We start from the raw sequence: 25,126 nt of genomic DNA, 5'->3' as shown, positions 1-25,126 counted from the left end.
TCGGAGGTCGGTGGGTCTGTGGTGTCGGTGGGTGTCAGTGGTCGATGACGCAGGCGCCGGCGGCCGCGGAGATGCAGGTCTGGATCGGCACGCCCTCGCCCTCGGTCTCGCCGGGAGTCGCGGTCGTGACGGCACCGTTGCGCAGGTCGCGCACGGCGCCCTCGCGCAGCGGCAGCACGCAGCCGAAGCAGATGCCCATCCGGCAGCCGGACGGCATGAGCACGCCGGCCGCCTCGGCGGCGTCGAGGATGGGGGTGGCGCCGTCGGCCTCGACCGTCGCGCCGGAGCCGGTGAAGTCGATGGTGCCGCCCTCGCCGACGACGAGCGTCGAGGCCCGGAACTGCTCGGTGAGCAGGGGCAGACCGCGCTCGTCGTGGTGCGCCTGGAGCGCGTCGAGCAGGCCGCCGGGGCCGCACGCGAGGGTCTGCCGGTCGTGCAGGTCCGGGATGAGCGTCTCGAGGTCGGCGACGTCGAGCACCCCGTGCTCGTCGTCGTAGCGGGCCACGAGGCGGATCAGGCCCGCGGCGTCGAGCGACCGGAGGTTGTCGATGAAGATCGAGTCGGGCTCGCTCGGTGCCACGTGCACGACGACGATGTCGTATGCCGCCGAGCGGGGCAGGCGTACGACGCCCGAGTCAGCGACCGGGAAGAGGTTGCGGAGCATCCCGATGACGGGCGTGACGCCGGAGCCGGCGGTGACGAAGAGGAACTTGCCGCCGTCGGTCGGCAGCACGAACTCGCCCTGGGCCTGCTCGAGGTGGACGAGCGTGCCAGGTCGCGACTCGCGCACGAGGTGGGTGCTGACGAGCCCGTCCGGCACGGCCTTGACGGTGATGGAGATGTGGCCGTCGGGGCGCGGGCCGTGGGTGAGGGAGTAGGCGCGCCACTGGCGCACGCCGTCGACGTCGACCCCGATGCGGACGTACTGGCCCGGCACGTGGCCGGCCCAGTCGGCGCCGGGGCGGATGACGATGGTGGCGGCGTCCGCGGTCTCGGGGTGGACCGCGACGATGCGTCCGCGCAGGTCGGCGCCCGGACGCAGGGGGTCGAACAGGTCGAGGTAGTCCGCCGGCAGCAGGGGGGAGGTCGCGCGCTCGGCCAGCTGGAGGAGCCGTCCGCGCAGGGTCGGGCGGGTGGCTCGGGGTGAGGGGCTCGAGATCTTCGAGAGTCCGGTCAGGCTCATGCCTCCAGCATGACTGAGGGTCAAGGGTAAGATCCTGACCATTCGGCGTGAAGTATCCGGGAACTCTTGTTCGGAGGGAACAGTCGATGGCCAAGGCTGCGGGCAGCGCCACGGTTCGGGGCGCTGCCGACCTCCAGCTGGACCACGCGGTGCTGCGCGTGCTGCGCGAGCGGCTGCCCGCCATCGCGACGACGACGGTGGCAGCGGTCGTCGACGAGGTCCCCGACTACCGCGGCGCTCTCGGAGGGGTGGCCGGGGACACGATCGGCCGTGCCGTTCAGATGGCCATCGCGGGCTTCCTCAAGCTCGCGGGCGGACGCGACGTCGACGCGAGCACGCCTCTGGGCCCGACCCGCGAGGGCGCCTACGCGCTCGGACGTGGGGAGGCGCGAGGGGGTCGCTCGATGGACAGCCTGCTCGCGGCATACCGCGTCGGCGCCCGGGTGTCCTGGCGCGAGCTGGCCCGCGCGGCAGCCGAGGCGGGGCTGCCGGCGACGACGATGGCGAAGTTCGCAGAGCTGCTCTTCGCCTACATCGACGAGCTGTCGGCGGCCAGCGTGGCCGGCCACACGGACGAGCTGACCACGAGCGGCCGGGTCCGGGACCGCTACCGCGAACGGCTGGGCCAGCACCTGATGGCGGGCGCGGGCGTCGACGTGCTGACCGCGGCCGCAGCCCGGGCCGAGTGGGCGGTCCCGGTCTCGCTCACGGCCGTGCTTCTGCCCGCGGCGGAGGCACGCCGGGCGCTCGCCTCGCTCGGCACCGACGCACTGCAGCTCGGCGAGGACCTGCAGGGCCTCGAGCACGTCGACCCCGACCAGCCGCTCACGCTCCTGCTGGTGCCCGACGCCGACGGGCCCGGCCGGCTCCACCTGCTGCGGGTGCTCGCCGGCCGCCATGCCGTCGTGGGTCCACCGCGCCCGTGGGCGGAGGCCCGCTCGTCCTACGACCGTGCCGCGCGCACCGTGGGCCTGGCCCGCTCGACGCGCACGGGGGCCCCGGTCGACACCGAGGAGCACCTGGCCGACCTCGTCCTCACCGCCGACCCGGAGGCCTTGGCCGACCTGCGCGCCCATGTGCTGGCGCCCCTGGCCGAGCTCGCACCGGGCACCCGGGACCGGCTCGCCGAGACGCTCCTGTCGTGGCTGCTGCACCAGGGACGCCGCGACGAGGTCGCCGCCGAGCTGCACATCCACGCCCAGACGGTGCGCTACCGGATGGGTCAGGTGCGTGAGCTCTACGGTGACCGCCTCGGCGACCCGGCCGTGGTGCGTGAGCTCGTCATCGCACTGTCCGCCTCATCATCGACCCAGGCGTGACCACTCAGCCTGCCGTGACCGGTGCTCGGGCTGGGCGCGCAGGTCGAGCGTCTCGAGGTCGAGTCCGGCATACGGGCCGGCGTCACGTCCTCATCCTGCCGCGGACGGTGTCGCTCGGGTGTCCTAGGGTCGCGACATGACGGTCGTCGGCACTGATGGGCTCGCCCGCCCCACGTGGGCGTCGGTGGACCCCCTCCTCATGGACTACTACGACACCGAGTGGGGCATGCCGATCCGCGACGAGCGCGGGCTCTACGAGCGGATCTGCCTCGAGGGCTTCCAGGCCGGGCTGTCCTGGGCGACGATCCTGCGCAAGCGCCCCGCCTTCCGGGCCGCCTTTGCCGACTTCGACCCGGACGTCGTCGCGACCTACACCGACGACGACGTCGAGCGGCTCCTCGGCGACGCCGGCATCGTCCGCCACCGCGGCAAGATCCGCGCCACCATCACGAACGCCCGCGCCACGATCACGTTGCGCGAGGAGGGTGGCCTTGTCGACTTCGTGTGGGGCTTCCAGCCCGCCGACACCCCGCGACCGGCCGATCACTCCGAGGTGCCCACGGTGTCCGACGAGAGCAAGGCGCTGTCAAAGGCGTTGCGCAGACGAGGTTTTGCCTTTGTGGGTCCCACGACGATGTATGCCTTGATGGAGGCCGTCGGCATCATCGACACGCACCTCGTCGGGAGCCACCGCCGCGGCAGCTCGGGCGTCTGGCCGGTCTAGCCTCAGCCCAGCACCGCCTTGGCAGCGTTGTGGCCGGGGATCGCGCTGACGCCACCACCGCGGCGTGCGCCGGCTCCGCCGAGCAGGACGTTGTCGTATGCCGTCTCGACGCCCCACGTGCCCACCTCGGAGTCCTGCTCGGCCCAGGGCCACTGCAGCGAGCGGTGGAAGATGTTGCCGCCGGGCAGGCCGACCGACTGCTCGAGGTCGACGGGGCTCTTGACCTCGATGCACGGGTTGCCGTCGGCGTCGCGCGCGAGCACCGCCTCGATGGGCTCGCCCAGCACGGAGTCGAGCGACCGCAGGGTCGCCGCGAGGGCCTCCTCGGTCGCTGCCGCGTTGTCCTCACGGAAGAGCCGGGCGGGCAGGTGCAGGCCGAAGAGCGTCAGTGTCTGCGCATCCGTGGCCGCGAGGTCCGGCCCGAGGATCGAGCGGTCCGACAGGGTGTGGCAGTAGATCTCGCACGGCGGCAGCTCGGGGATGCGCCCGTCGCGCGCCGCGGCATACGTCTGTTCCAGCTGGCCGTAGCCCTCGTTGATGTGGAAGGTCCCGGCGAAGGCGGCCGCCGGGTCGACGGAGGCGTCACGCAGGCGGGGGAGGCGGGTCAGCAGCATGTTGACCTTGAGCTGGGCCCCCTCGACGTCGGACTCCGTGTCGACGGGCGTGGCGCCGGAGGCGGCGAGCAGGCGGTTGAGCACGGTGGGCGCGCAGCCCGCGACGAGGTTGCCGCCCACGGCGCTGCCGCTCCCTGCGTCACCGCCGGACCACGCGACCTCGCCGGTGGACGGGTCCACCGACGTGACCTCGGCTCCGGTGAGGATGGTCGCTCCGGCCGAGACCGCTGCTGCCGCAAGCGAGTCCGTAAGTGCACCCATGCCGCCGACGGGCACGTCCCAGTCGCCGGTGCCGCCCCCGATGAGGTGGTAGAGGAAGCAGACGTTCTGGCGCAGATCGGTCTCCCCGAGTGAGGCGAAGGTGCCGATGAGGGCGTCGGTGGCGATGATGCCGCGGAGCGTGTCGTCCGCAGTGACCGACTCGATGAGCTCGCCGATGGGGCGCGTCGTCAGCGCGTCGAAGAGGTCGGCGTCACCCGAGAGGGCGCGCACGTCGTCCCGCGAACGCAGCGGTTCGAGGACGGTCGGGAAGACCCGCTCGGCCACACCGGCCATGCGCGCGTAGAAGTCGGTCCACCCGGCATACGCGTCGTCACCGCCGGTCAGCGCTCGGAAGGCGGCACGGGTCGCGGCGGCGTCGCCGTGGTCGACGAGCAGCCCGCGGTCGGGGTCCGACGGCACCGGCGTGTAGGAGGAGAACCGCCGCCGGATGAGCCGCAGGTCGAGGTCGAGGTCGGTGAGGACCTGGCGCGGCAGCAGCGACACGAGGTAGGAGTAGCGCGAGAGGCGGGCATCGACGCCGTCGAAGGCGCGGGCCGAGACGGCCGCGCCCCCCGCGTGGTCCGCGCGCTCGAGCACGAGCACGCGGCGCCCGCCCCTGGCGAGGTAGGCGGCGGCCGTCAGACCGTTGTGACCGGCCCCGATGATGATGTCGTCGTAGCGCACGAGGTCACCCTAGGTGACCGTGCGGACGTGGGCACTCGAGTGTCGAGTGCCCACGTCCTGTCGCTCAGCGGTGGGCGGCGTCCTGACGTGCGGTGTAGACCCGGTCGGCGGCGTCGATGCTCGCGCGGCTGCCCAGGTCGACGCCCGCTCGGGCCGCGGCGGCGCGCGCGGCAGGAGTCGTGAGATCGGGCGCGACGAACCGCTCCGGCCGGATCGTGCGGTCGACGGCGGCATACCGCCTCGCGTCCCGGGCCAGGGAGTCGGCGGAGGTGACGGCCTTCGCCTCGGCCGGCGCTGCGGCGAGCTGAACAGCCAGCCCGAACGCCGGCTTCGTCACGACGGCGTAGCCGTCCCGGTGGCCGGCGACGTCCGGGTGGTAGCTCTCGATGACCGGGTTCGACAGGCCGTTGAGCCAGTCGACGTCGTCGCAGACGGCGTGCCCGACGAACCTCGAGGTCGGGTTGACGAAGGTGAAGCCCGCGTTGGACGCCGCCGTCGCCGTCTTCGAGTTGAGCAGGTCCGCCGTCGCGTTGAGGCGGGACTCCTCCGTGGGCGAGAACCACGTGAGGGCGTTGCAGTCCTCGCCGTTGAAGATGCGGGGGTAGCCGACGACGATGACGCGGGCGTTCGGGGCCTTCGCCCGGATCGAGGAGTAGAGGGACGCGAGCCGGCTCGGGATCTTGGTGTTGATGATCGTCTGCGCCGAGTCGACCGCGCCGTTGCAGTTGCTGAGCCAGCTCGGCTGCGCGCAGGTCGACAGCACGTTCGCAAAGCCGGCGTCGTTGCCGCCCACCGAGATCGTGACGTATGCCGTCCCGCTCGACAGCGCCGACAGCTGGGTGTTCGTCACGTCGGCGACCGTGGCGCCGGAGCAGGCGCGGAAGCTCAGTGTGAGGCCGAGCGCCGCGGCGTCGAGCGAGGGATACGCGTAGACCGACCGTTGGCACGACGTCCCGTCACTGATGTAGGAGCGGGTCCCGGTGCCGGACGAGTACGAGTCGCCGAGGGCGACATAGGTCGTGCCGGCAGCGACGGCCGGGGGGCCGAGAGTGAGTGCCGCCCCGACCCCGACGAGGGCGGAGAGGCCGGCCCCGAGGGCGCGGCGGCGACGGGAGGACATGACGGACCTGCGCTTCACGACGCACTCCTTGATGGTGGGAGGCCTGCTGACCCTGCGCACTGCAAACCGCGTGGGGCCGGTGCCGACCACGTGGTTCCCGCGTCACGCGTCCCGGTATCGGACATTAGGGGCAGTTCCGCCCCGCCGCGACCCGAGCCGAGGGCGGGCGGATCTGAGCCAGTGCGGCGACGCACTGCCTTGGCCGGGTGTCACCCTCCCGGGGTGATGTCCGGCGTGGATGTTCGCCGCAGCATGAAGGCGAGCGACGCCGTGCGGCGTCGCCATGAACGGGAGTGAGGGCGTCCCATGTCGACTGCGACGACAGCGCCGATCGGCCCAGTGGATCTGGCGGTCATCGGCTTCCGCGGGGAACTACGCCAGGCCGGCATCCGTGATGCCGTCGCGCGGGCCGTCGATCGGGGCGCCGTGCGCGTGCTCGACGTTCTCCTCGTCCGCAAGGACGACGACGGCAGCGTGCTGATGTACGACGCGGAGTCGCCCGAAGGTGCGGAGGAGCTCCTCGGCTTCCCGACGGTCATGCCCGACCTCGTCGGCGAGGACGACGCGCTCGCGATCGCCGCCGAGATGGACCCGGGCACGACCGTCCTCGTCATCGCCTGGGAGAACAGCTGGGCCGCTGACATCGCCGCCGAGATTCGGCAGCTCGACGGCCAGCTGCTCGTCATGGAGCGCCTGCCGCGCGAGGACATCGAGACGGCGCTCAACGCCATCTCGTCGAACGAGGAGGGGTCATGAGGGGACGGAGGGGCCGACCTGGGTTGATGGGTATGGCGGCCCGAACGGCGGTGGTCGCTGGGACGGCCACCGCCGTGAGCGGCAAGGTGCGACGGGGACAGGAGGCCAAGGCCCAGCAGGCTGCAGACGCCCAGGCCGCCCAGGCGCCGCCGCCCCCGCCCGAGGCCGCCCCGGCGCCGGCCGCTGCGCCCGAACCGCCTGCCGAGACCGAAGCAGCCGGGACCGACGACATGCTGGGGGCGCTCGAACGGTTGGGCGCCCTGCACGAGCAGGGGGTCCTCACCGACGAGGAGTTCGCGCAGCAGAAGGCGCGCATCCTGGCGTGAGACCCGTCGACACGTCCGCCTGGCCGTCATCCTCGCGTGCACGCACCGTGCTTCCGCCTAGGCTGATCGGGTACTCGTAGTCCATCGAGGCCGTGACGACAGGAGGGGCACCGTGGGCTTCCCGGAGAACGTGCTGGCCAAGGGTGAGAAGGTCGAGCGCGACCTGCACCCGCACTGGCTGACCGTGGTGGCGCCGACGATCTTCGGCCTGCTGCTCGCCGCCGCCTGCATCGCCATCGCCGTCGTCACTCCGGACGACGAGACCGGCAACCGGATCCAGTGGGTCGCCGTCGCGGTGCTCGTGCTCGTCGCCATCCCGGCCTTCGTCGTGCCCTATCTGCGCTGGCGCACCACCCACTACGTCATCACCTCGCACCGCGTCATGGTGCGCCGCGGCATCCTGACGAAGAACGGCAAGGACATCACGCTCTCGAAGATCACCGACGTGAGCTTCCAGCAGACCGTGCTCGACCGCATCATCCGCTCCGGCTCCCTGCACATCGAGTCCGCGGGTGACAGCCCCGACGAGAACCTCGCGAACATCCCGCGCAGCAACGAGGTCCAGCAGCTCATCAACCGCCTCATCGACGAGGACGACCTGCGCCGCCGCGCGCACGGCCGGGTCGCGCTGGACGCGCCGGGGTCCGACCCGGCCTACGCGGCTGCCGATGACGGCTACACCGAGGACACGAGGGCGATCCCGCGCCAGCGGAGCGATCGCGGCGACCGGAGCGACCGCCCCGACCGGCCCGAGCTCGCGGAGGAGCGGCGCCGCCCGCGCGACCTCGGCGACGGCAGCGACCAGCCGCTCTGAGCTCGGCGGTCCCGCTCCCGGCCGCAAGCCGTTGTGGCATGGTCGGGGCATGACCTCCGCTGTCGACGAAGCCGGTGTGACCGCGGCCTACCGGGCCGCCCGTGACGAGCTCCTCGCCCTGCGGGGTGACCACGCCCGCGCGGTGAGGGAGTTCAGGTTCCCCGACGTCGGGGACCGGTGGAACTGGGGGGTCGACTGGTTCGACGCCGTCGCGCGCGGCAACGACCGCCCCTGCCTGACGATCGTCGAACAGGACGAGTCGTCGCGCTCGTACTCCTACGACGAGATGGCCCGGCGCTCCGACCAGGTGGCCGCCCGCCTTGCCGCGCTGGGGATCGGTCGCGGCGACTCGGTGGTCCTCATGCTCGGCAACCAGGTCGAGCTCTGGGAGTCGATGCTCGCCGTCATCAAGCTCGGCGCGGTCGTCGTGCCGACGACGACGGCGGTCGGGCCCGGCGACCTCGTCGACCGGATGGAGCGCGGCGCGGCGCGAGCCGTCATCACGAACGCGTCCGAGGTGCACAAGTTCGACGACGTGCCCGGCGACTACGTCCGCATCGCGGTCGGTGGAGCCGACCCGGCGGGAACCGTGACGGACGGCTGGGAGAGCCACGAGGCCGCATACGCGATGGAGGTCGGACCCACCGAGCACCCGAGCACGGTCCCCGACGACCGGATGCTGCTCTACTTCACCTCGGGCACGACGAGCCGGCCCAAGCTCGTCGAGCACACCCAGCGCTCCTACCCCGTCGGGCACCTCTCGACGATGTACTGGATCGGCCTGCAGCCCGGTGACGTGCACCTCAACATCAGCAGCCCCGGCTGGGCCAAGCACGCGTGGTCGTCGTTCTTCGCCCCGTGGGCCGCGGAGGCGACGGCGTTCGTCTACAACTACAGCCGGTTCGACCCGGCCGCACTGCTCCGCGTGCTGCACACGCACGAGGTCACCTCGATCTGCGCGCCGCCGACCGTGTGGCGGATGCTCATCAACAGCGACCTCTCCGCGGGTCCGGGCTCGCTGCGCGAGGTCATCGGCGCCGGCGAACCGCTCAACCCCGAGGTCATCGCCCAGGTGGAGAAGGCATGGGGACTGACCATCCGCGATGGCTACGGCCAGACCGAGATGACGGCCGCCGTCGGCAACACCCCGGGCTCCACCGTCAAGCCCGGTTCGATGGGCCGACCCCTGCCGGGCTGCCCGGTCGTCGTCGTCGACCCGATCACGAACACCCTTGTCACGCAGGCTGACCCGGACGGCAACCGCGAAGGCGAGATCTGCCTCGACCTCTCGCAGCACCCGGTGCCGCTCATGACCGGCTACCAGGGCGACGAGCAGCGCAACGCCGACGCGATGGCCGGCGGTTTCTACCACACCGGCGACGTGGCCTCGGTCGACGCCGACGGCTACATCTCCTTCGTCGGCCGCACCGACGACGTCTTCAAGGCGAGCGACTACAAGATCAGCCCGTTCGAGGTCGAGTCGGTCCTCATCGAGCACCCCGCCGTCGCCGAGGCGGCGGTCGTGCCGGCGCCCGACGCGGTGCGCCTGGCGGTGCCCAAGGCGTACATCGCCCTCGCCCCGGGCCACGAGCCCGGTGAGGAGGTGGCGCGCTCGATCCTCGCCCACGCCCGCGAGAAGCTCGCTCCGTGGCAGCGGGTGCGCCGCATCGAGTTCTACGAGCTGCCCAAGACGATCTCGGGCAAGATCCGCCGGGTCGAGCTGCGTGGCCGCGAGAACGACCTCGACGCGACGGGGGCGGCCCAGCCGGAGAACGAGTGGCGCGACGACCAGTTCCCCGAGCTCAAGGGCTGACGGACGAGGTCGTCGAGGTGGTCGGGGACGCAGGGTCGCCCGGCGTGAGCGGCAGCGCGCGCATGGTCGTGTCGTCGATGCGGCTGCAGATTCGCCTAGCCGGGTCGGGGTGGTCCTGGCCCGGCTGCTGCGCGGTCGACGCCGGGGGACGGTAGGGGTCGATGCGGGCGCCGCTGATGACCTGGACGTTGTCGTAGGCGGGCCGACCCTCGAGGAGGTTGCGGAACGAGTAGCGGGTCAGCGAGGTCAGCTCGCAGGCCGTGCCGAACTGCGCGATGTCGAAGGAGTACGGCTGCCCGTCGAGCTCCTGCCCCGGACCCTCGGAGTAGTGCGAGACGACGCCGCCACCGGTGAAGGTGCCGACCTGGATCCGGTTCCCCTCGAGCGCCGGGGTGTGCATGTGCCCGTTGACGAGGAGGCGTCCGCGCTCGACCTGCTCGGCGGCATACGGCTCGTGGGTCACGACGATGTCGGGCTCCGGCTGGCCGGCCACGGCGGCGTTGTAGCGGTCGGCGGCGGGCTTCTCCTTGGCCGTCGGGTCGGTGTTGTCGTCGCCGAACCAGCGCGGGTCGTTGAAGCCGGTGATGCGCAGTCCGTGGAAGGTCACCTCGCGCAGCGACCCGGCGGGGTTCTCGAGGAGCACGACGTTGGGGATGCGCGCGAGCCGAGCCAGGACCGCGCGGTCGCTTGCCGAGGACTGGTCGTGGTTGCCGCTCGTGAAGATGTAGGGCACCCCGAGAGACTGGATCGAGCGGTAGAGCCCGGCGGCGTCGCCCTCCTGGACCCGGCCGAAGTTGACGAGGTCGCCGCTGTCGATGACCGCGTCGACGTCCTCCTCCTTGATGATCGTTCGCATCAGGGCGTACTGGTTCGCCCCGTGGATGTCCGAGACGAGCAGGAAGCGGGCCGAGGCGGGCTCGTTGACGTTGCCGGCGACGTACTTCTGCTGGAGTGCCTGCGTCACGGCGAGGAGGTTGCGGAAGTAGGGGGTCACCTGCGTGGCCCGAGCCTCGACGTCGGCCAGCAGGCCGGCGTTGCGCTGGACGACACCGAGGACGCCGCTCGTGCGGTACTCCGCGAAGCGGTCCGGCTGGTAGGTCAGGGCGATCCCACCGAAGGTGACGCCGGTCGCGACGACCATGGCCGACGCGACGAAGAGCACGTGGTGACGGCGCGTGGAGCGCTGTCGCACGTAGTGGGAGGCCAGGGCGAGCAGCACCGCGATGGTCGCCGCGCCGAGGAGGAAGCGGATGCCGACGCCGGTCGCGGCCTGGGCGATCGCCGACGAGATCTCGTCGGGTGACGGCTGCAGCGCCCTGATGTCGACGTTGGGCCGGGTGAAGAGGTTGGTGATCTCCTCGCGCACCGCGACCTGCACGTCGAGGCCGGGCGCCACGAGGGGAGAGGCGAACTGGACATCGACGTCCCCGACGATCGTCGGCGCGTGGAGCACGGGGAAGTGGCGCGGCACCGGGTCGAGCCGCAGGACCGCGCGGTACTGCGACGTCTCCGCGACGGTCGGTGCGAGGTTCGTCGCGGCGACGCCGCCGAGGTAGCAGGCCACGAGGATCGCGAGCCAGGTGAGGACGTGCGAGCCCCGGCGCAGCCAGGGGCTGTCGCCGGCCAGCAGGTTCCCCACCTGTCGCATCGCCTCACCCTAACCGGACCGGGACCCGTCACCGGCAGGGCACTGTCCGTTCACGTCGGCGTGCTGCGATGGACCGATCAGCGCACCGGAGCGAGGAGGAGTCATGGCGTCGGCTCGACGCAGGGTCATCGTCGTCGCGGTGGGGGTGGCGTATGCCGTCCTGCTCGTCTTCGGCGAGCGTCTCCTCGGCGGGTCGGCCGGGGTCGTCATCCTCGTCGCGAGCTTCGTCGTCGGCTTTGCATGGCTCGTGCTGCTCGTCGCCCCGTGGGCCGCGCGGGGCCGACCGGGGCGGCGCGCGCCGGTGCGGCGCGAGCGACCGTAGTGTGGCCGGGTGAGCCTCGAGCACCGACCGAACCGGATCATCCTCGTGCGGCACGGGGAGTCCGAGGGCAACCTCGACGACACCGTCTACGAGCGGGTCCCGGACCACCGGATCAGTCTGACGCCCAAGGGTTTCGAGCAGGCGCGCCAGACGGGCGTCGCCATCCGGGAGGTGCTCGACGGCGAGACCGCCGAGGTCTACGTCTCGCCCTACCTCCGCACCCGGCAGACCCTCGAGGCGCTCGCACTGCCGGTCGCCGAGCGGGACGTGCGGGTCGAGCCGCGCCTGCGGGAGCAGGACTGGGCCAACTTCCAGGACCCCGTCGACATCGCCGAGCAGAAGGCGGAGCGCGACCGCTACGGCCACTTCTACTACCGGTTCAGCCACGGTGAGTCCGGCTCCGACGTCTACGACCGGGTGTCGACGTTCCTCGAGTCGATGCACCGCAACTTCGAGAGCCCGACCGCGCCCCGCAACGTCGTCATCGTGACTCACGGCCTGACGATGCGGCTCTTCTGCATGCGGTGGTTCCAGTGGAGCATCGAGTACTTCGAGTCGCTCGACAACCCGGGGAACGCCCAGCCCGTGGTCCTGCTGCGGCAGAAGGACTTCCACTACCGGCTCGAGGTGCCCTTCACGCAGTGGGACACGAGCGTCGTGCCGACCGAGCGCGAGCGCTCCAGCTGGCTCTGACCGTCACCACACGGCATACGCGCCGGGCAGGGTCGACCTAGAGGTACTGGCCCGTGGGTCCCGACTCGCCCGGGTGGTGCTCGCCCGGCTGCAGGCCGGGAGGCATGCCGTAGGAGGCGCCGGGGCCGGGCGGCAGGGCGCGCATCTGCTGGAGCTGCTGCTGCGCCGCCATCTGCTGCGCGACGAGCGCGGTCTGGATGCCGTGGAAGAGCCCCTCGAGCCAGCCGACGAGCTGGGCCTGGGCGATGCGCAGCTCGGCATCGGTCGGGGAGTCGTCGCGGAAGGGCAGGGCGATCCGGTCGAGCTCGGCGACGAGCTCGGGTGCGAGGCCGTCCTTGAGCTCCTCGATGGAGCGGTGGTGCACGTCGGCGAGGCGGCGGCGCCCGGCCTCGTCGAGCGGGGCGTTGCGGACCTCCTCGAGCAGCTGCTTGATCATCGAGCCGATGCGCATCACCTTGGCCGGCTCCTCGACGAGGTCGGCCGGGTTGGTGCGCTCGCGCTCGCGGCGCTCCTCGGCGCGCGACCCGGTGTGGCCGTCCTCGTGCTCGGGCCGTCGCTCGTCGCCCGACGGGTCGGCAACGCCCATGCCGTCTTGCGTCACGACGACGATGCGCGGTTCGTCGCCGGTGGGGTCGGTGTCGGGGCGCTGTCCCTGTCGGCTCGCGTCGTCGCTCATGCGCCCCATCCTGCCGCAACGGGCCGGAGCCCGGGCGTCCCCCGTCGGGTCGCCCGGGCTCCAGGTCCGTCGGCTTGTCGCGTCAGTGCGCCCCGGCCGTGGCGAACCACGGGTGGTGCAGGTCGTGGTAGCTGACGTCGCTCATCATCGAGTTCATCTCGTCCATCATTCGCTGGGCGTCCGGCGGTGGGCTCTTGTGCTCGCCCTCGCGTGCCTCGGCCTCGGTCCGGAACGCCATCGTCTGGGTGAAGAAGCCGTCGGCGTCGATGGCGACGGTGCCGCCGATGATGTCCGGACGCGCCTCGTGGAGCATGTCCATCGGCTCCTCCATCGCGTGCCGGAAGCGATCGGCGTCGCTGAGCCGGCCCTGGATGACCTGGACGAAGCCGGCCTGGTCGCTGCCGCCGTCGAGCATCATCGTGACATCGTCGCAGTCGTGGAAGCTGGCCTCCCCGTCGAAGAGACGCGCCGTCTCCTCCCACCACGCGCCCTGCTCTGGGCGGGCCGAGTTGGCCTCGGCCGATGCCCGGGAGTCGAACCGGACCACTCCGACGAACTCGCCGTCGTCGGTGAGTCCGTACGTCCCGCCCAGCCAGCCCGTCGCGCCGGGCTCGAGCTCCTGGGTCCACCGGTCCATCTGCCGGTGGAGTGCGTCGGCGTCGGTGCACCGACCCTGGATGACCTGGATGAACACCGTGAACCTCCCGTGGGATCGGGGGCCGCTCCGGACCGAAGCGGCCCATCGACCGACGGTACGCCCGGTCGCGCCGGTGCGTCACCGGACGAGTCCGACACGGACGGATCGTTCCGCCGGACTCGGCCGCTCGGCCGCTCGGCCGCTCGGCCGCTCGGCCGCTCGACCGCTCGGGCGGACGGGGAGGACGAGGAGCGTCAGGTGGTGAGGAGGATCTTGCCGATGTGGCCGGAAGCCTCCATCTCGCGGTGCGCCTCGGCAGCGTGCTCGAGGGGGTGGCGCGATTGGACGACGGGCTTGACGGCGCCGGACTCGATGAGCGGCCACACGTGCTCACGGACGGCAGCGACGATGGCGGCCTTCTCGGTCGCGGGACGAGCCCGCAGCGACGTCGCGATGACGGCCGCGCGCTTGGCCAGGAGCATGCCCATGTCGAGCTCACCCTTGCGGCCGCCCATGAGCCCGATCGTCACGAGCCGCCCGCTGATGGCGAGGGCCTCGACGTTGCGGGCGAGGTACTTCGCGCCCATGTTGTCGAGGATGACGTCGGCGCCGTGACCCTTCGTCAGCTCACGGATGCGCTCGACGAAGTCCTCCTCGCGGTAGTTGACGAGGAACTCGGCGCCGAGGTCACGGCACACGTGGAGCTTGGCCTGGCTGCCGGCCGTGACGGCCACGTGGGCGCCGACCGCCTTGCCGAGCTGGATCGCCATGGTGCCGATCCCGGAGCTGCCGCCGTGGACGAGGAGCACCTGTCCCGGCTGGATGTTGGCGACGAGGAAGACGTTGGACCAGACGGTGCACGCCACCTCGGGCAGCCCTGCGGCGTCGACGAGCGACACGCCGCGGGGCACCGGCAGCACCTGCTCGGCCGGCGCCACGACGCGCTCGGCGTAGCCCCCGCCGTCGATGAGGGCGCACACCTCGTCGCCCACCTGCCAGCCCTCGACGCCCTCACCGAGCGCCGCGATGCGTCCGCTCACCTCGAGGCCGGGGTAGTCCGACGCGCCGGGTGGCGGCGGGTAGTGGCCCATCCGCTGCATGACGTCGGCGCGGTTGACGCCTGCGGCGACGACGTCGATGAGCACCTGGCCGGCCCGCACCTCGGGGTCGGGCACCTCGTCGAGGACGAGGCTGTCGGCGTCTCCGGGCTCCGGGATCGTGATGGCGCGCATGGGTCTGAGCCTATTGACCTGCCGCCTCGGCGCGCACGGAGGCCGCCGTCGGGGACGACGCGTCCGGAGTGACGTGCCACACGTTCCCGGCGCCGACGACCCGACCGCCCGGCCCGAGTCGCGTGCCTTCGTCGATCGCCACCGCGCTCGGCGCCAGCCCGGCCGCGACGACGGCGACCGCACGTGAGAGGTTGCCCCACTGGGCGGCGTGCACGTCGACGGCGCCCTCGACGAACCCGAGCCCCTCCACCACCGTCACTGGATCGAGGTCCTCGTTGCTGTCCTCCGGGCAGACCGGCACCCCGTCGATGCGCCACCCGCCGATCACGGCGTGCGAGCCCGCGATGGCAGCGCCCGCGGAGAACCCGGCATACGGCATACCCTCGGCGACGCGGGAGCGGATGCGGGCATAGGAGCCCGTGAGCGATGCGTGGTACTCCGGCGTCGGGCCGCCGCCGACGAAGAGCCCGTAGACTCCGTCGAGCGCGGACGGGTCGAGCGCCGACCCCTCGGGCACCCGCTGCACCACGAGCTCGTGCCCGCCGACGAGCCCGAGGGTGTGGACGTACTTCGCGTGGTAGTCGAGCGACTCGGCGTCGGTGCCCATCACGACGAGCAGGATGCGCGGTGCGGCGCCGGCGTGGCGGGCCGCCGCGGCGACGAAGTCTCCGTAGAGCGCGGTGGCGAGGGCGTCGTCCCAGCCGCCGCCGATGAGGTGGACGTCCATGACGCCAACCTAGGAGATGCCCGGTCCCGGCGGTGGGCGTCGACGGGTGGCGTTCGCGTTGGGGCTGAGGCGGCGCGCGATGTCGTCCGCGGCGAGGCGCGCCCGGCCCACCAGCTCGGTCACGTGCTCGGGTCCGGCGTCGGCGGTGCGCAGCGTCAGGGCGATCGCGGCGAGCGGCCGACCGGCGCGGTCGAGCACGGGGACCGCCACCGAGGACAGGTCGGTGGTGACGGTGCCCTCCTCGCGCGCGTAGCCGTCGGCCCGCGTCCGCGCGAGGACGCCACGCAGCTCCGCGAGCGACCTCGGGCCACCGCCGCTGCGCTGCACGAAGGCTGCGCGGTCGGGGTAGAGCGCCCGCACCTGCGTCGCGGGGAGCGCGGACAGCATGGCGAGCCCGCTGGCGGTGAGGTGGGCGGGCAGGCGGACGCCGACGTCGGTGACGAGCATCGGCTGTCCCGGGGCGCGCTCCTCGAGGAGGTAGATGACGTCCCGGCCGTCCAGCGTGGCGAAGTGGGCGTTGCGTCCGCACTGGTCGACGAGCCGCCGCATCGCCGCACGGGCCACCCGCGCCAGGGGAGCCTGCCGCTGGTAGGCCGACCCGAGCTCGTAGGCCGCCTGGCCGAGCCCGAACCGGCGCTCCTCCACGTAGTGGGTGACGTAGCCACGACTGTGCAGCACCTTGAGCAGGTGGTAGACCGAGCTGCGGGGCAGGCCGAGGTCGCGCGCGATGGACGCGGCGGGCAGCGGCTCGGCGTGGCGGGAGAGGTGCTCGAGGACGTCGAGGGCGTGGGCGGCGGCCGGGGCGTTGGACACGTGGGCCACCTCCTGTCCGCGATCGACGACGTCTCGCATCCGAGACAATTGTCCTCCTCCGATTGCTGTCGCGCCAGTCGTTCGGAGGTTCGATGGATCCATGAACGCAGCATCCGCCTCCGTCGCCGGCCCGGTCACCGACAAGGCCTCCGACACCGTCACGGTCGGCACCGGCCCGCTTGCCCTCGAGGACGTCGTCGCGGTCGCCCGCCACGGCGCCCGGGTCGAGCTCTCCGCCGAGGCCGAGGCCGAGATCTCCCACAGCCGTACGGTCATCGAGGCCCTTGCCGAGGACACCGTGCCGCACTACGGCGTCTCCACCGGCTTCGGCGCCCTCGCCACGCGCCACATCCCGACGGCGCTGCGTGCCCAGCTGCAGCGCTCGCTCGTGCGCTCGCACGCCGCCGGCGCCGGCCCCGAGGTCGAGCGCGAGGTCGTGCGCGCGCTCATGCTCCTGCGCCTCTCGACGCTGGCCACCGGCCGCACGGGCGTGCGCCTCGAGACGGCCCGGGCGTATGCCGCGCTGCTCAGTGCCGGCATCACTCCCGTCGTGCACGAGTACGGCTCGCTCGGCTGCTCCGGCGACCTCGCGCCCCTGTCGCACTGCGCGCTCGCCGTCATGGGCGAGGGGCCGGTGCGCCTCGCCGACGGCACCCTCACCGACGCGGCAACCGCTTTGCGTGACAACGGGATCGAGCCCGTCGTGCTGGCGGAGAAGGAGGGCCTGGCTCTCATCAACGGCACCGACGGCATGCTCGGCATGCTCGTCCTGGCCATCCACGACCTGCGCCACCTGCTCAAGGTCGCCGACGTCTCGGCCGCGATGAGCGTCGAGGGCCTGCTCGGCACCGACGACGTCTTCGCCGCCGACCTGCACGCACTGCGGCCCCAGGTGGGCCAAGGCGCCTCGGCTGCGAACATCCTCGCGGTCATGGCCGGCTCGCCGATCCGCGAGTCGCACCGCACCGAGGAGTGCACGAGGGTGCAGGACGCCTACTCCCTGCGCTGTGCTCCCCAGGTGCACGGCGGGGCCCGCGACACGGTCGAGCACGCCGCCCGCGTGGCCGCCGCCGAGCTGGCATCGGCCGTCGACAACCCGGTCGTGACACCTGACGGACGCGTCGAGTCCAACGGCAACTTCCACGGCGCTCCCGTCGCCTACGTCCTCGACTTCCTCGCCATCGTCGCGGCCGACGTCGCGTCGATGGCCGAGCGTCGCACCGACCGCTTCCTCGACCAGGCCAGGAACCACGGCCTCCCGCCCTTCCTGGCCGCTGACCCCGGCGTCGACTCGGGCCTGATGATCGCGCAGTACACGCAGGCCGCGATGGTCTCGGAGATGAAGCGCCTGGCCGTACCTGCGTCGGTCGACTCGATCCCGAGCTCGGCCATGCAGGAGGACCACGTCTCGATGGGGTGGTCGGGCGCCCGCAAGCTGCGCCGCTCGGTCGACGCGCTCGCCCGCGTCCTCGCCATCGAGGTGCTGACGGCAGCGCGCGGCATCCAGCTGCGGGCCCCGCTCGAGCCGGCCGCGGCCACGGCGGCGGTCATCGCCGCCCTTGGGGCGCGCGCGAACGTCGCGCCCGGCCCCGACCGGTTCCTCGCCCCGGACATCGAGGGGGCCTGCGCGGCCGTTGCCGACGGTGACGTCCTCGCCGCGGCCGAGTCCGTCACCGGCCCCCTCCGCTGACCCCCCACCGTCGAAAGGCCACGTGTGGCCGCCTGCGGCGGGTCGAGTGGCCACAAGAGGCCGCACGGGCTGGCCTTTCGATCGGCGAGAGGCGGCAAGAAGTGGCCTTTCGACGGGTGAAGCGGACGGCACACGAACGCTGAAGCACACGGCATACCAACGGTTTTCCACTCGAAGGAGAGTGACATGGAAGGTGCACGACCCGTCCGCGCGGCGCGAGGGACGACCCTGACGGCTCAGTCGTGGGCCACCGAGGCCCCGCTGCGGATGCTCATGAACAACCTCGACCCCGAGGTGGCCGAGCGGCCGGACGACCTCGTCGTCTACGGCGGCACCGGGCGGGCAGCGCGCGACTGGAAGTCCTTCGACGCGATGGTCCGCACGCTGACCACCCTCAAGCAGGACGAGACGATGCTCGTGCAGTCGGGCCGCCCCGTCGGGGTCATGCAGACGCACGAGTGGGCTCCGCGCGTGCTCATCGCCAACAGCAACCTCGTCGGCGACTGGGCCACGTGGCCGGAGTTTCGCCGGCTCGAGCACCTCGGGCTGACGATGTACGGCCAGATGACGGCCGGGTCGTGGATCTACATCGGCACCCAGGGCATCGTCCAGGGCACCTACGAGACCTTCGCCGCGGTCGCCGAGAAGCGCTTCGGCGGCACGCTCGCCGGCACGCTGACCCTGACGGGTGGCTGCGGTGGGATGGGCGGCGCCCAGCCGCTCGCCGTCACGATGAACGAGGGCGCGTGCCTCATCGTCGACGTCGACCCCGCCCGCCTGCACCGCCGCGTCGAGCACCGCTACCTCGACGAGGTGGCCGACAACCTCGACGACGCGATCGACAAGGCGCTCGCCGCCAAGCGCGAGCGTCGCGGCTGGTCGGTGGGCGTCGTCGGCAACGCGGCCAAGGTCTTCCCCGAGCTGCTCCGCCGCGGCGTCGAGATCGACATCGTCACCGACCAGACGTCGGCCCACGACCCGCTGTCCTACCTGCCCGAGGGGGTCGCGCTCGAGGACTGGGCCGACTACGCCGAGAAGAAGCCCGAGGACTTCACCGACCGGGCCCGCGCCTCGATGGCCAAGCACGTCAAGGCGATGGTCGAGTTCCAGGACGCCGGCGCCGAGGTCTTCGACTACGGCAACTCGATCCGCGACGAGGCCCGCCTCGGTGGCTACGACCGCGCGTTCGAGTTCCCCGGCTTCGTGCCGGCCTACATCCGTCCGCTCTTCTGCGAGGGCAAGGGCCCGTTCCGCTGGGCCGCGCTCTCGGGCGACCCGCGCGACATCGCGGCCACGGACAAGGCGGTGCTCGACCTCTTCCCCGACAACGACCGCCTGCACAAGTGGATCCGCGGCGCGCAGGAGCGAATCGCCTTCCAGGGCCTGCCTGCTCGCATCTGCTGGCTGGGCTACGGCGAGCGCGACAAGGCGGGTCTCGCCTTCAACGAGCTCGTCCGCACCGGGGAGGTGAGCGCCCCCATCGTCATCGGTCGGGACCACCTGGACTCCGGTTCGGTCGCCAGCCCCTACCGCGAGACCGAGGCGATGGCCGACGGCTCCGACGCCATCGCGGACTGGCCGCTGCTCAACGCCCTCGTCAACACGAGCTCGGGCGCCAGCTGGGTCTCGATCCACCACGGCGGCGGCGTCGGCATCGGCCGCAGCCTGCACGCCGGGCAGGTCTCCCTCGCCGACGGCACCGACCTCGCGGCGCAGAAGCTCGCTCGCGTGCTGACGAACGACCCCGGGATGGGCGTCATCCGCCACGTCGACGCGGGCTACGACATCGCCGACCGGGTCGCGCACGAGCGCGGCGTCCGCATCCCCATGCAGGAGGGCTGAGGGCGTATGCCGTCAACCCCGGGTTCGAGGTATTCCGCGGTCACCCGCGACCGCGGAATACCTCGAACCGCGGAGGTTCAGCCAGGTCGATCGGGTCAGGCGCGTCAGCGGGGGCGGCGGACCCGGATCGGGCCCTTCGCGTGGTCCGGGTCGATGACCTGGCCACCTTGCGTGATCTCGGCGCGGCCGGCGCCGACGAGTCGCCGGGCAGCCGAGCGGGCCGGCTCCATGAGCTCGCGCCAGTCGTCGCCGCCGACGGCACGTGCGGCCTCGCTCGGGCAGACCGAGGCGTCGCGCGCCCGGGCGTCGAGCAGCGACTCGAGCGAGTCCTCGAGCTCGATGTCGACCGGGGTCAGGCCGTGCTTGCGGCAGCTGTCGGAGCACCAGCGCACGGAGTCCCAGTCGCGGGCCCACGCCTTGCGCCAGGTGATGGTGCGGCCGCAGCGGGCGCACGGCTTGGTGGGCAGCGGGGCTCGGGACATGGGGACCAGTCTGGAGCATCGTGGCCTCTCGACCGTCGGGAGGCGGCCGAACGTGGCCTTTCGACGGTGGGGAGGCGGCCACACGTGGCCTTTCGACGGGCGAGGGGCGGCCACACGTGGCCTCTCGACGGTGCAGAGGTCAGGGGGTCTTGCGGGTCTCCTCGTCGGAGATGTCGGCCACCGTGGCGTCGAAGAGGCGGATGACGTCGTCGCCCTGCACCGTCAGGCCGACACCGTGAGCGCCGCCACCGATCGAGATGCGGCGCCCCACGAGGTGGCTGTCGGCGATGACCGGCAGCCGGGTGGCCGAGCCGAACGGGGTGATGGTGCCGCGCTCGTAGCCCGTGACCGCCTTGGCGGCCTCCGCGTCGGGCATCGAGATGCGGTTCGTGCCGAGCAGGGCCCGGACCTTGGCCCACGAGAACGTGCGATCACCCGGCACGAGGACGAAGACGTGGTCGTCCTCGGCGCGACGCACGACGAGGGTCTTGATGAGGTCACGCGGCTCGATGCCTCGGGCGGCGGCGGCCTCCTCGAGGCTCGAGACGCGGCCGTGCCTGGTCACGGTGTGCTCGATGCCCGCCGCGAGGACGGCCTCGATCGCCGGCGTGCGGATCTCGCCCGAGTCACTACGCTCGGCTTCATCGCGGTCGGAGTCCATGCCACGCAGCCTAGTTACCGGTCCGGGTCCGCAGCCCGGCCGCGTGAGGGGAAGTGATCGACGTGACGACGAGCTTCGACCGGATGTGGGCCGACCTCGAGCCGGTGGGCCGCCAGGCGGCGACGAACGGCTACCGCCGCTACGCCTGGACCCGCACCGACCACGACCTGCGTGAGTGGTTCGCCGCCGAGTGCACGGCCCGTGGTCTGGACCTCGTCGAGGATCGCGCCGGCAACCAGTGGGGCTGGTGGGGTGACCCGGACACGACGCCCGGCGTCGTCATCGGCTCGCACCTCGACTCCGTGCCGGACGGTGGCGCCTTCGACGGCCCCCTCGGGGTCGTCAGTGCCCTCGCCACCGTCGACGCGCTGCGCGAGGCGGGCGTCGAGCCCGACATGCCCCTCGGTGTCGTCAACTTCGTCGACGAGGAGGGCGCCCGCTTCGGCATCGCCTGCGCGGGATCCCGCATCATCACCGGTGCCCTCGACGCCGACCGGGCCCGGTCACTGGCGGACGCCGACGGCGTCTCGATGGCCGACGCGTGGCGCAGCGCCGGGCGTGACCCCGAGACCCTGGGCCGCGACGACGACGCCGTGCGGCGCATCGGACGCTTCGTCGAGCTGCACGTCGAGCAGGGCAAGGCCCTCGCGCTCGCGCCCGACGGCGGCGACGACCTCACCGACCCGTCCCGCGCGGTCGCCCTCGGCACCGACATCTGGCCGCACGGTCGGTGGCGCATCGACATCCCCGGCGAGGCCAACCACGCCGGCACCACCCGCATCGAGGACCGTCGCGACGCCATGGTCGGCCTCGCCGACGTCATCCAGGCGGCGCGGTCGTATGCCGTGGGGCTCGGTTGCGTGGCCACCGTCGGCAAGGTGGCCGTGGTCCCGGGCGGCGTCAACGCGATCGCGAGCCACGTCACGGCCTGGCTGGACGCCCGCGGTCAGAGCGAGGAGGCCGTCCATGCGGTCGTGGACGGCGTGTCGTCCGAGGCCGCTCGCCTCGGCGCGACGACGAGCGAGGAGTCGTGGACCCCGACGACGACCTTCGACACGCGACTCGTGGAGCGGCTGCACGGCATACTCCCCGACGCGCCGCTGCTCGGCACGGGCGCGGGGCACGACGCGGGCGTTCTCGCGACGCACGGGGTGCCGAGCGCGATGCTCTTCGTCCGCAACCCCACAGGTGTTTCACACTCTCCGGACGAGTTCGCGAGCACCGAGGACTGCCACCATGGGGTCACGGCCCTCACCGCCGTCGTGACCGAGCTGTGCACAGGGAAGGACCCCGAGTCGATGAGCGAGGCACGATGACGACCTTCTGGTGCGAGAGTGCTTGGCTGACAGGGGGACTCGCGCGCCGCGTCCGCCTCGTGACGCAGGACGGCCTGTTCAAGGAAGTCCTCGTCGACGCGGACCCGCAGCCTGACGACATCCGCCTCGCCGGCGTGACGCTGCCCGGCATGGCCAACGCCCACAGCCACGCCTTCCACCGCGCCCTGCGCGGCCGCGTCAACGGCAGCGGCGGCAACTTCTGGAGCTGGCGCGAGCAGATGTATGCCGCCGCTGAGCAGCTCAACCCCGACACGTACTTCGCGCTGGCGCGGGCCGTCTTCGCCGAGATGGTGCAGGCCGGCATCACGGTCGTGGGGGAGTTCCACTACGTCCACCACCGTCCCGGCGGCCACCCGTACCGCGACCCGAACGCCATGGGTCTCGCGGTGCGCCAGGCGGCCGACGAGGCCGGCATCCGCCTCACGCTGCTCGACACGTGCTACCTGGAGGGCGGCCTCAACGGCGGCGGCCACGTCGAGCTCCACCCCGGCCAGCGCCGGTTCAGCGACGGCTCGGTCGAGGCGTGGGCGGAGCGCATGTCCGCGCGCCGTCACGAGACGGACCGGGTGCGGCTCGGTGCGGCGATCCACTCGGTCCGCGCGGTCAAGCGGGCGGACCTGCCGAAGGTCGTCGAGGCCGCGGGCGGCCTGCCGCTCCACGTGCACCTGTCGGAGCAGCACGGCGAGAACCTCGCGTGCCAGATGTTCTACGGCGCGAGCCCCACCCAGCTGCTCGACGAGGCAGGCGCTCTCGGCGCCCACTCGACGGCGGTGCACGCCACGCACCTCGAGGACCGCGACATCGAGCTCCTCGGTGGCACGGGCACCGGCGCGTGCTTCTGCCCGACGACCGAGCGCGACCTCGCCGACGGCATCGGACCGGCCCGCGCCCTGCACGACGCCGGCAGCCCGCTCTCGCTGGGCTCGGACCAGCACGTCGTCATCGACCCGTTCGAGGAGCTGCGCGGGCTCGAGATGCACGAGCGGCTCGTCACCAACGAACGCGACCGCTTCTCGGCCGACGACCTGCTCCTCGCGGCCTCGTTCAACGGCTACCGGTCCCTCGGCTGGTCCGACGGGGGCCACCTGAGCAAGGGGGCGCTCGCCGACTTCGTCACGGTGCGCACCGACACCGTCAACACGGCGGGTGCCGCGCACGACCAGATCATCTACGCCTGCGTGGCCTCCGACGTCTCGACCGTCGTCGTCGGTGGGGACGTCGTCGTCAGCGACGGCCGCCACCGGATGGGGGATGTCGGCCGCCTGCTCGTCGGCGCCATCGACCGGGTCGCCGGAGGGGTCCCGGCGTGAGCCTGCTCCTCACGGGCATCGCGGAGCTGACGACGAACGACCCGGCTCGGGGCGACGGCCACGCCGACCCCGGCGACGCCCTCCTCGGCATCGTCCGCGACGCCGCGCTCGTCATCTCCGGCGACGGTCTCGTCGAGTGGGTCGGACCCGCCGCCGAGGCGCCCGACGCCGACGAGCGTCGTGACCTCGGGGGTCGCGCCGTCATCCCCGGTTTCGTCGACTCGCACACCCACCTCGTCTTCGCCGGTGACCGCTCGGCCGAGTTCGCCGCGCGGATGACCGGCACGCCCTACGACGGGGGCGGCATCGCCGTCTCGGTCGCGGCGACGCGCGCCGCGAGCGACGACGACCTCCGTGCCCTCGTCACCGCCCGCGTCGGCGAGATGCGCGCCCAGGGCACGACGACGGTCGAGATCAAGAGCGGCTACGGACTGACCCTCGACGACGAGCTGCGCAGCCTCCGCATCGCCCGCGAGCTCACCCCGCACACGACCTTCCTCGGCGCGCACGTCGTGCCACGCGAGTACGCGACGCAGCGGGCCGCATACGTCGACCTCGTGACGGGGCCGATGCTCGACGCGGTCGTCGCCGACGGACCGACCGCGCTGGCCGAGAGCATCGACGTCTTCTGCGAGCCGCACTCGGCGCACGCCTTCGACGGCGACGAGGCGCGCACGATCCTCGAGGCCGGCCGCGCCGCGGGTCTCGCCCTGCGCGTCCACGGCAACCAGCTCGGCCACGGCCCCGGCGTCCGGCTCGCCTGCGAGCTCGGGGCCCGCAGCGTCGACCACTGCACCTACCTCGACGACTCCGACGTCGAGGCGCTCGTCGCTGCGCGCGGGACCACGGTCGCGACGCTGCTGCCCGGGGTCGAGTTCTCGACCCGCTCGCCCTACCCCGACGGGCGGGCGCTCATCGACGCGGGCGTCGACGTGGCGCTCGCGAGCGACTGCAACCCCGGCACCTGCTACTCGTCGTCGATCCCGTTCGCCATCGCGCTCGCCGTGCGGGAGATGGGCCTGACGCCGGCCGAGGCGCTGCATGCCGCCACCGCCGTCTCGGCGCGCTCGCTCGGCCTCGACCGACGCGTCGCGCCGGGACAGCCGGCCGAGCTGGCCGTTCTCGACGCGCCGAGCCACCTGCACCTCGCCTACCGGGCCGGGGTGCCGATCGTCCGCGCGCTCGAGCTCTAGCTGGTCGCCGGCTCGTCGTCGGGGTGCTGGCAGCGCAGCACCGAGCCCGGACCCGGGTGGATCAATCCGGTGTGGCCGTCGGCCCACTCGACGACGTAGGGGGGAGCGCCGCCCTCGCCCTTCACCTCCCGGATGACGCCCTCGCGCGTGCTCTGACCGACGTGTTCCGCGGCCATCGTGATGCGGTCACCGACCCGTGCCTGCATGGCACACCTCCTCGCGTGGGCTCTGCTCCCTCCAAGGACACCA

25 protein-coding genes are annotated in these 25,126 nt (G+C 72.4%); 13 read left to right on the top strand and 12 right to left on the bottom strand.

Going from position 1 to position 25,126, the window contains the following annotated elements:
* Positions 1-34: 34 nt before the first annotated feature.
* Complete coding sequence (locus AC1DIW_RS08000; protein ID WP_442277396.1) at positions 35-1,183, bottom strand: ferredoxin reductase; 1,149 nt, start codon at positions 1,181-1,183, stop codon at positions 35-37.
* 86 nt (positions 1,184-1,269) lie between these two features.
* Here AC1DIW_RS08000 and AC1DIW_RS07995 point away from each other — a divergent pair, with 86 nt between their 5' ends.
* Positions 1,270-2,502: a PucR family transcriptional regulator gene (locus tag AC1DIW_RS07995; protein ID WP_478107229.1), complete on the top strand. Its 1,233-nt coding sequence runs from the start codon at positions 1,270-1,272 to the stop codon at positions 2,500-2,502.
* Positions 2,503-2,638: 136 nt separating this feature from the next.
* On the top strand, positions 2,639-3,226 hold the full coding sequence (locus tag AC1DIW_RS07990; RefSeq protein ID WP_478107227.1) for a DNA-3-methyladenine glycosylase I: 588 nt from the start codon (positions 2,639-2,641) through the stop codon (positions 3,224-3,226).
* Positions 3,227-3,228: 2 nt separating this feature from the next.
* Here AC1DIW_RS07990 and AC1DIW_RS07985 read toward each other — a convergent pair whose 3' ends face one another.
* Positions 3,229-4,785: a phytoene desaturase family protein gene (locus AC1DIW_RS07985; protein WP_478107225.1), complete on the bottom strand. Its 1,557-nt coding sequence runs from the start codon at positions 4,783-4,785 to the stop codon at positions 3,229-3,231.
* A 64-nt stretch (positions 4,786-4,849) separates the two neighbouring features.
* The gene (locus tag AC1DIW_RS07980) at positions 4,850-5,923 is read right to left on the bottom strand and encodes an SGNH/GDSL hydrolase family protein (protein ID WP_478107223.1); all 1,074 of its coding nucleotides are present in this window, start codon (positions 5,921-5,923) and stop codon (positions 4,850-4,852) included.
* 288 nt (positions 5,924-6,211) lie between these two features.
* Between AC1DIW_RS07980 and AC1DIW_RS07975 the strand changes: the two genes are divergently transcribed.
* The 4 genes from AC1DIW_RS07975 (at position 6,212) to AC1DIW_RS07960 (ending at position 9,614) form a co-directional block, all read left to right on the top strand.
* Positions 6,212-6,661, top strand: a complete 450-nt coding sequence (locus tag AC1DIW_RS07975; protein ID WP_478107221.1) for a DUF6325 family protein — start codon at positions 6,212-6,214, stop codon at positions 6,659-6,661.
* Between the two features lie 32 nt (positions 6,662-6,693).
* Positions 6,694-6,987: an SHOCT domain-containing protein gene (locus tag AC1DIW_RS07970; protein ID WP_478107219.1), complete on the top strand. Its 294-nt coding sequence runs from the start codon at positions 6,694-6,696 to the stop codon at positions 6,985-6,987.
* A 112-nt stretch (positions 6,988-7,099) separates the two neighbouring features.
* Positions 7,100-7,801: a PH domain-containing protein gene (locus tag AC1DIW_RS07965; RefSeq protein WP_478107217.1), complete on the top strand. Its 702-nt coding sequence runs from the start codon at positions 7,100-7,102 to the stop codon at positions 7,799-7,801.
* 49 nt (positions 7,802-7,850) lie between these two features.
* Positions 7,851-9,614, top strand: a complete 1,764-nt coding sequence (locus AC1DIW_RS07960) for an AMP-binding protein (protein WP_478107215.1) — start codon at positions 7,851-7,853, stop codon at positions 9,612-9,614.
* Here the strand turns inward: AC1DIW_RS07960 and AC1DIW_RS07955 are convergent.
* Positions 9,604-11,262, bottom strand: coding sequence for a metallophosphoesterase family protein (locus AC1DIW_RS07955; protein ID WP_478107213.1), 1,659 nt, complete (start codon positions 11,260-11,262; stop codon positions 9,604-9,606). The two genes, AC1DIW_RS07960 and AC1DIW_RS07955, sit on opposite strands and share 11 nt — an antisense overlap.
* 103 nt (positions 11,263-11,365) lie before the next feature.
* On the opposite strand from AC1DIW_RS07955, the gene AC1DIW_RS07950 reads away from it, so the two are divergent.
* Positions 11,366-11,584, top strand: a complete 219-nt coding sequence (locus AC1DIW_RS07950) for a hypothetical protein (protein ID WP_442277386.1) — start codon at positions 11,366-11,368, stop codon at positions 11,582-11,584.
* A gap of 9 nt (positions 11,585-11,593) precedes the next feature.
* Positions 11,594-12,277 (top strand): histidine phosphatase family protein, encoded by a 684-nt coding sequence (locus AC1DIW_RS07945; protein WP_478107211.1) that lies wholly within the window; start codon positions 11,594-11,596, stop codon positions 12,275-12,277.
* 37 nt (positions 12,278-12,314) lie between these two features.
* Here the strand turns inward: AC1DIW_RS07945 and AC1DIW_RS07940 are convergent, their stop codons facing one another.
* The 5 genes from AC1DIW_RS07940 to AC1DIW_RS07920 all read right to left on the bottom strand — a co-directional run bounded on the left by AC1DIW_RS07940 (position 12,315) and on the right by AC1DIW_RS07920 (position 16,401).
* The gene (locus AC1DIW_RS07940) at positions 12,315-12,953 is read right to left on the bottom strand and encodes a proteasome activator (protein WP_478107209.1); all 639 of its coding nucleotides are present in this window, start codon (positions 12,951-12,953) and stop codon (positions 12,315-12,317) included.
* A gap of 82 nt (positions 12,954-13,035) precedes the next feature.
* Positions 13,036-13,647, bottom strand: coding sequence for a hypothetical protein (locus tag AC1DIW_RS07935; RefSeq protein ID WP_478107207.1), 612 nt, complete (start codon positions 13,645-13,647; stop codon positions 13,036-13,038).
* Positions 13,648-13,844: 197 nt separating this feature from the next.
* A complete protein-coding gene (locus tag AC1DIW_RS07930) occupies positions 13,845-14,822 on the bottom strand; it encodes an NAD(P)H-quinone oxidoreductase (protein ID WP_478107205.1) in 978 nt (325 codons plus the stop codon).
* Between the two features lie 10 nt (positions 14,823-14,832).
* A complete protein-coding gene (locus AC1DIW_RS07925; protein ID WP_478107203.1) occupies positions 14,833-15,549 on the bottom strand; it encodes a Type 1 glutamine amidotransferase-like domain-containing protein in 717 nt (238 codons plus the stop codon).
* Positions 15,550-15,558: 9 nt separating this feature from the next.
* Entirely contained in the window at positions 15,559-16,401 is an 843-nt protein-coding gene (locus tag AC1DIW_RS07920; protein WP_442277380.1) for an IclR family transcriptional regulator, read from the bottom strand.
* 61 nt (positions 16,402-16,462) lie between these two features.
* Here AC1DIW_RS07920 and hutH point away from each other — a divergent pair, with 61 nt between their 5' ends.
* Positions 16,463-18,052 (top strand): histidine ammonia-lyase, encoded by a 1,590-nt coding sequence (gene hutH / locus AC1DIW_RS07915; protein WP_478107201.1) that lies wholly within the window; start codon positions 16,463-16,465, stop codon positions 18,050-18,052.
* A 186-nt stretch (positions 18,053-18,238) separates the two neighbouring features.
* Positions 18,239-19,894, top strand: a complete 1,656-nt coding sequence (gene hutU / locus AC1DIW_RS07910) for a urocanate hydratase (protein ID WP_478107199.1) — start codon at positions 18,239-18,241, stop codon at positions 19,892-19,894.
* Positions 19,895-19,998: 104 nt separating this feature from the next.
* On the opposite strand, the gene AC1DIW_RS07905 is transcribed toward hutU, so the two are convergent.
* On the bottom strand, positions 19,999-20,376 hold the full coding sequence (locus AC1DIW_RS07905; RefSeq protein WP_478107198.1) for a DUF3253 domain-containing protein: 378 nt from the start codon (positions 20,374-20,376) through the stop codon (positions 19,999-20,001).
* A 139-nt stretch (positions 20,377-20,515) separates the two neighbouring features.
* Positions 20,516-21,037: an aminoacyl-tRNA deacylase gene (locus AC1DIW_RS07900; protein WP_478107196.1), complete on the bottom strand. Its 522-nt coding sequence runs from the start codon at positions 21,035-21,037 to the stop codon at positions 20,516-20,518.
* 53 nt (positions 21,038-21,090) lie between these two features.
* Between AC1DIW_RS07900 and AC1DIW_RS07895 the strand changes: the two genes are divergently transcribed.
* From AC1DIW_RS07895 to hutI, 3 genes are read left to right on the top strand one after another with little or no spacing between them, the layout of a single operon-like run.
* Positions 21,091-22,353, top strand: a complete 1,263-nt coding sequence (locus AC1DIW_RS07895; RefSeq protein ID WP_478107194.1) for an allantoate amidohydrolase — start codon at positions 21,091-21,093, stop codon at positions 22,351-22,353.
* On the top strand, positions 22,350-23,684 hold the full coding sequence (locus AC1DIW_RS07890; protein ID WP_478107192.1) for a formimidoylglutamate deiminase: 1,335 nt from the start codon (positions 22,350-22,352) through the stop codon (positions 23,682-23,684). Before AC1DIW_RS07895 ends, AC1DIW_RS07890 begins: the two co-directional genes overlap by 4 nt.
* The gene (gene hutI / locus AC1DIW_RS07885; protein ID WP_478107190.1) at positions 23,681-24,877 is read left to right on the top strand and encodes an imidazolonepropionase; all 1,197 of its coding nucleotides are present in this window, start codon (positions 23,681-23,683) and stop codon (positions 24,875-24,877) included. The genes AC1DIW_RS07890 and hutI overlap by 4 nt, the downstream gene beginning before the upstream one ends.
* Here the strand turns inward: hutI and AC1DIW_RS07880 are convergent.
* Positions 24,874-25,083, bottom strand: a complete 210-nt coding sequence (locus AC1DIW_RS07880; protein ID WP_478107188.1) for a DUF1918 domain-containing protein — start codon at positions 25,081-25,083, stop codon at positions 24,874-24,876. The two genes, hutI and AC1DIW_RS07880, sit on opposite strands and share 4 nt — an antisense overlap.
* Between the last annotated feature and the right edge of the window lie 43 nt (positions 25,084-25,126).

The sequence above is a fragment of the Terrabacter sp. 01T434 genome (assembly GCF_056398545.1).
Note: the sequence above shows the minus strand (reverse complement) of the source record. Positions and strands in the feature narration are given on the sequence as shown.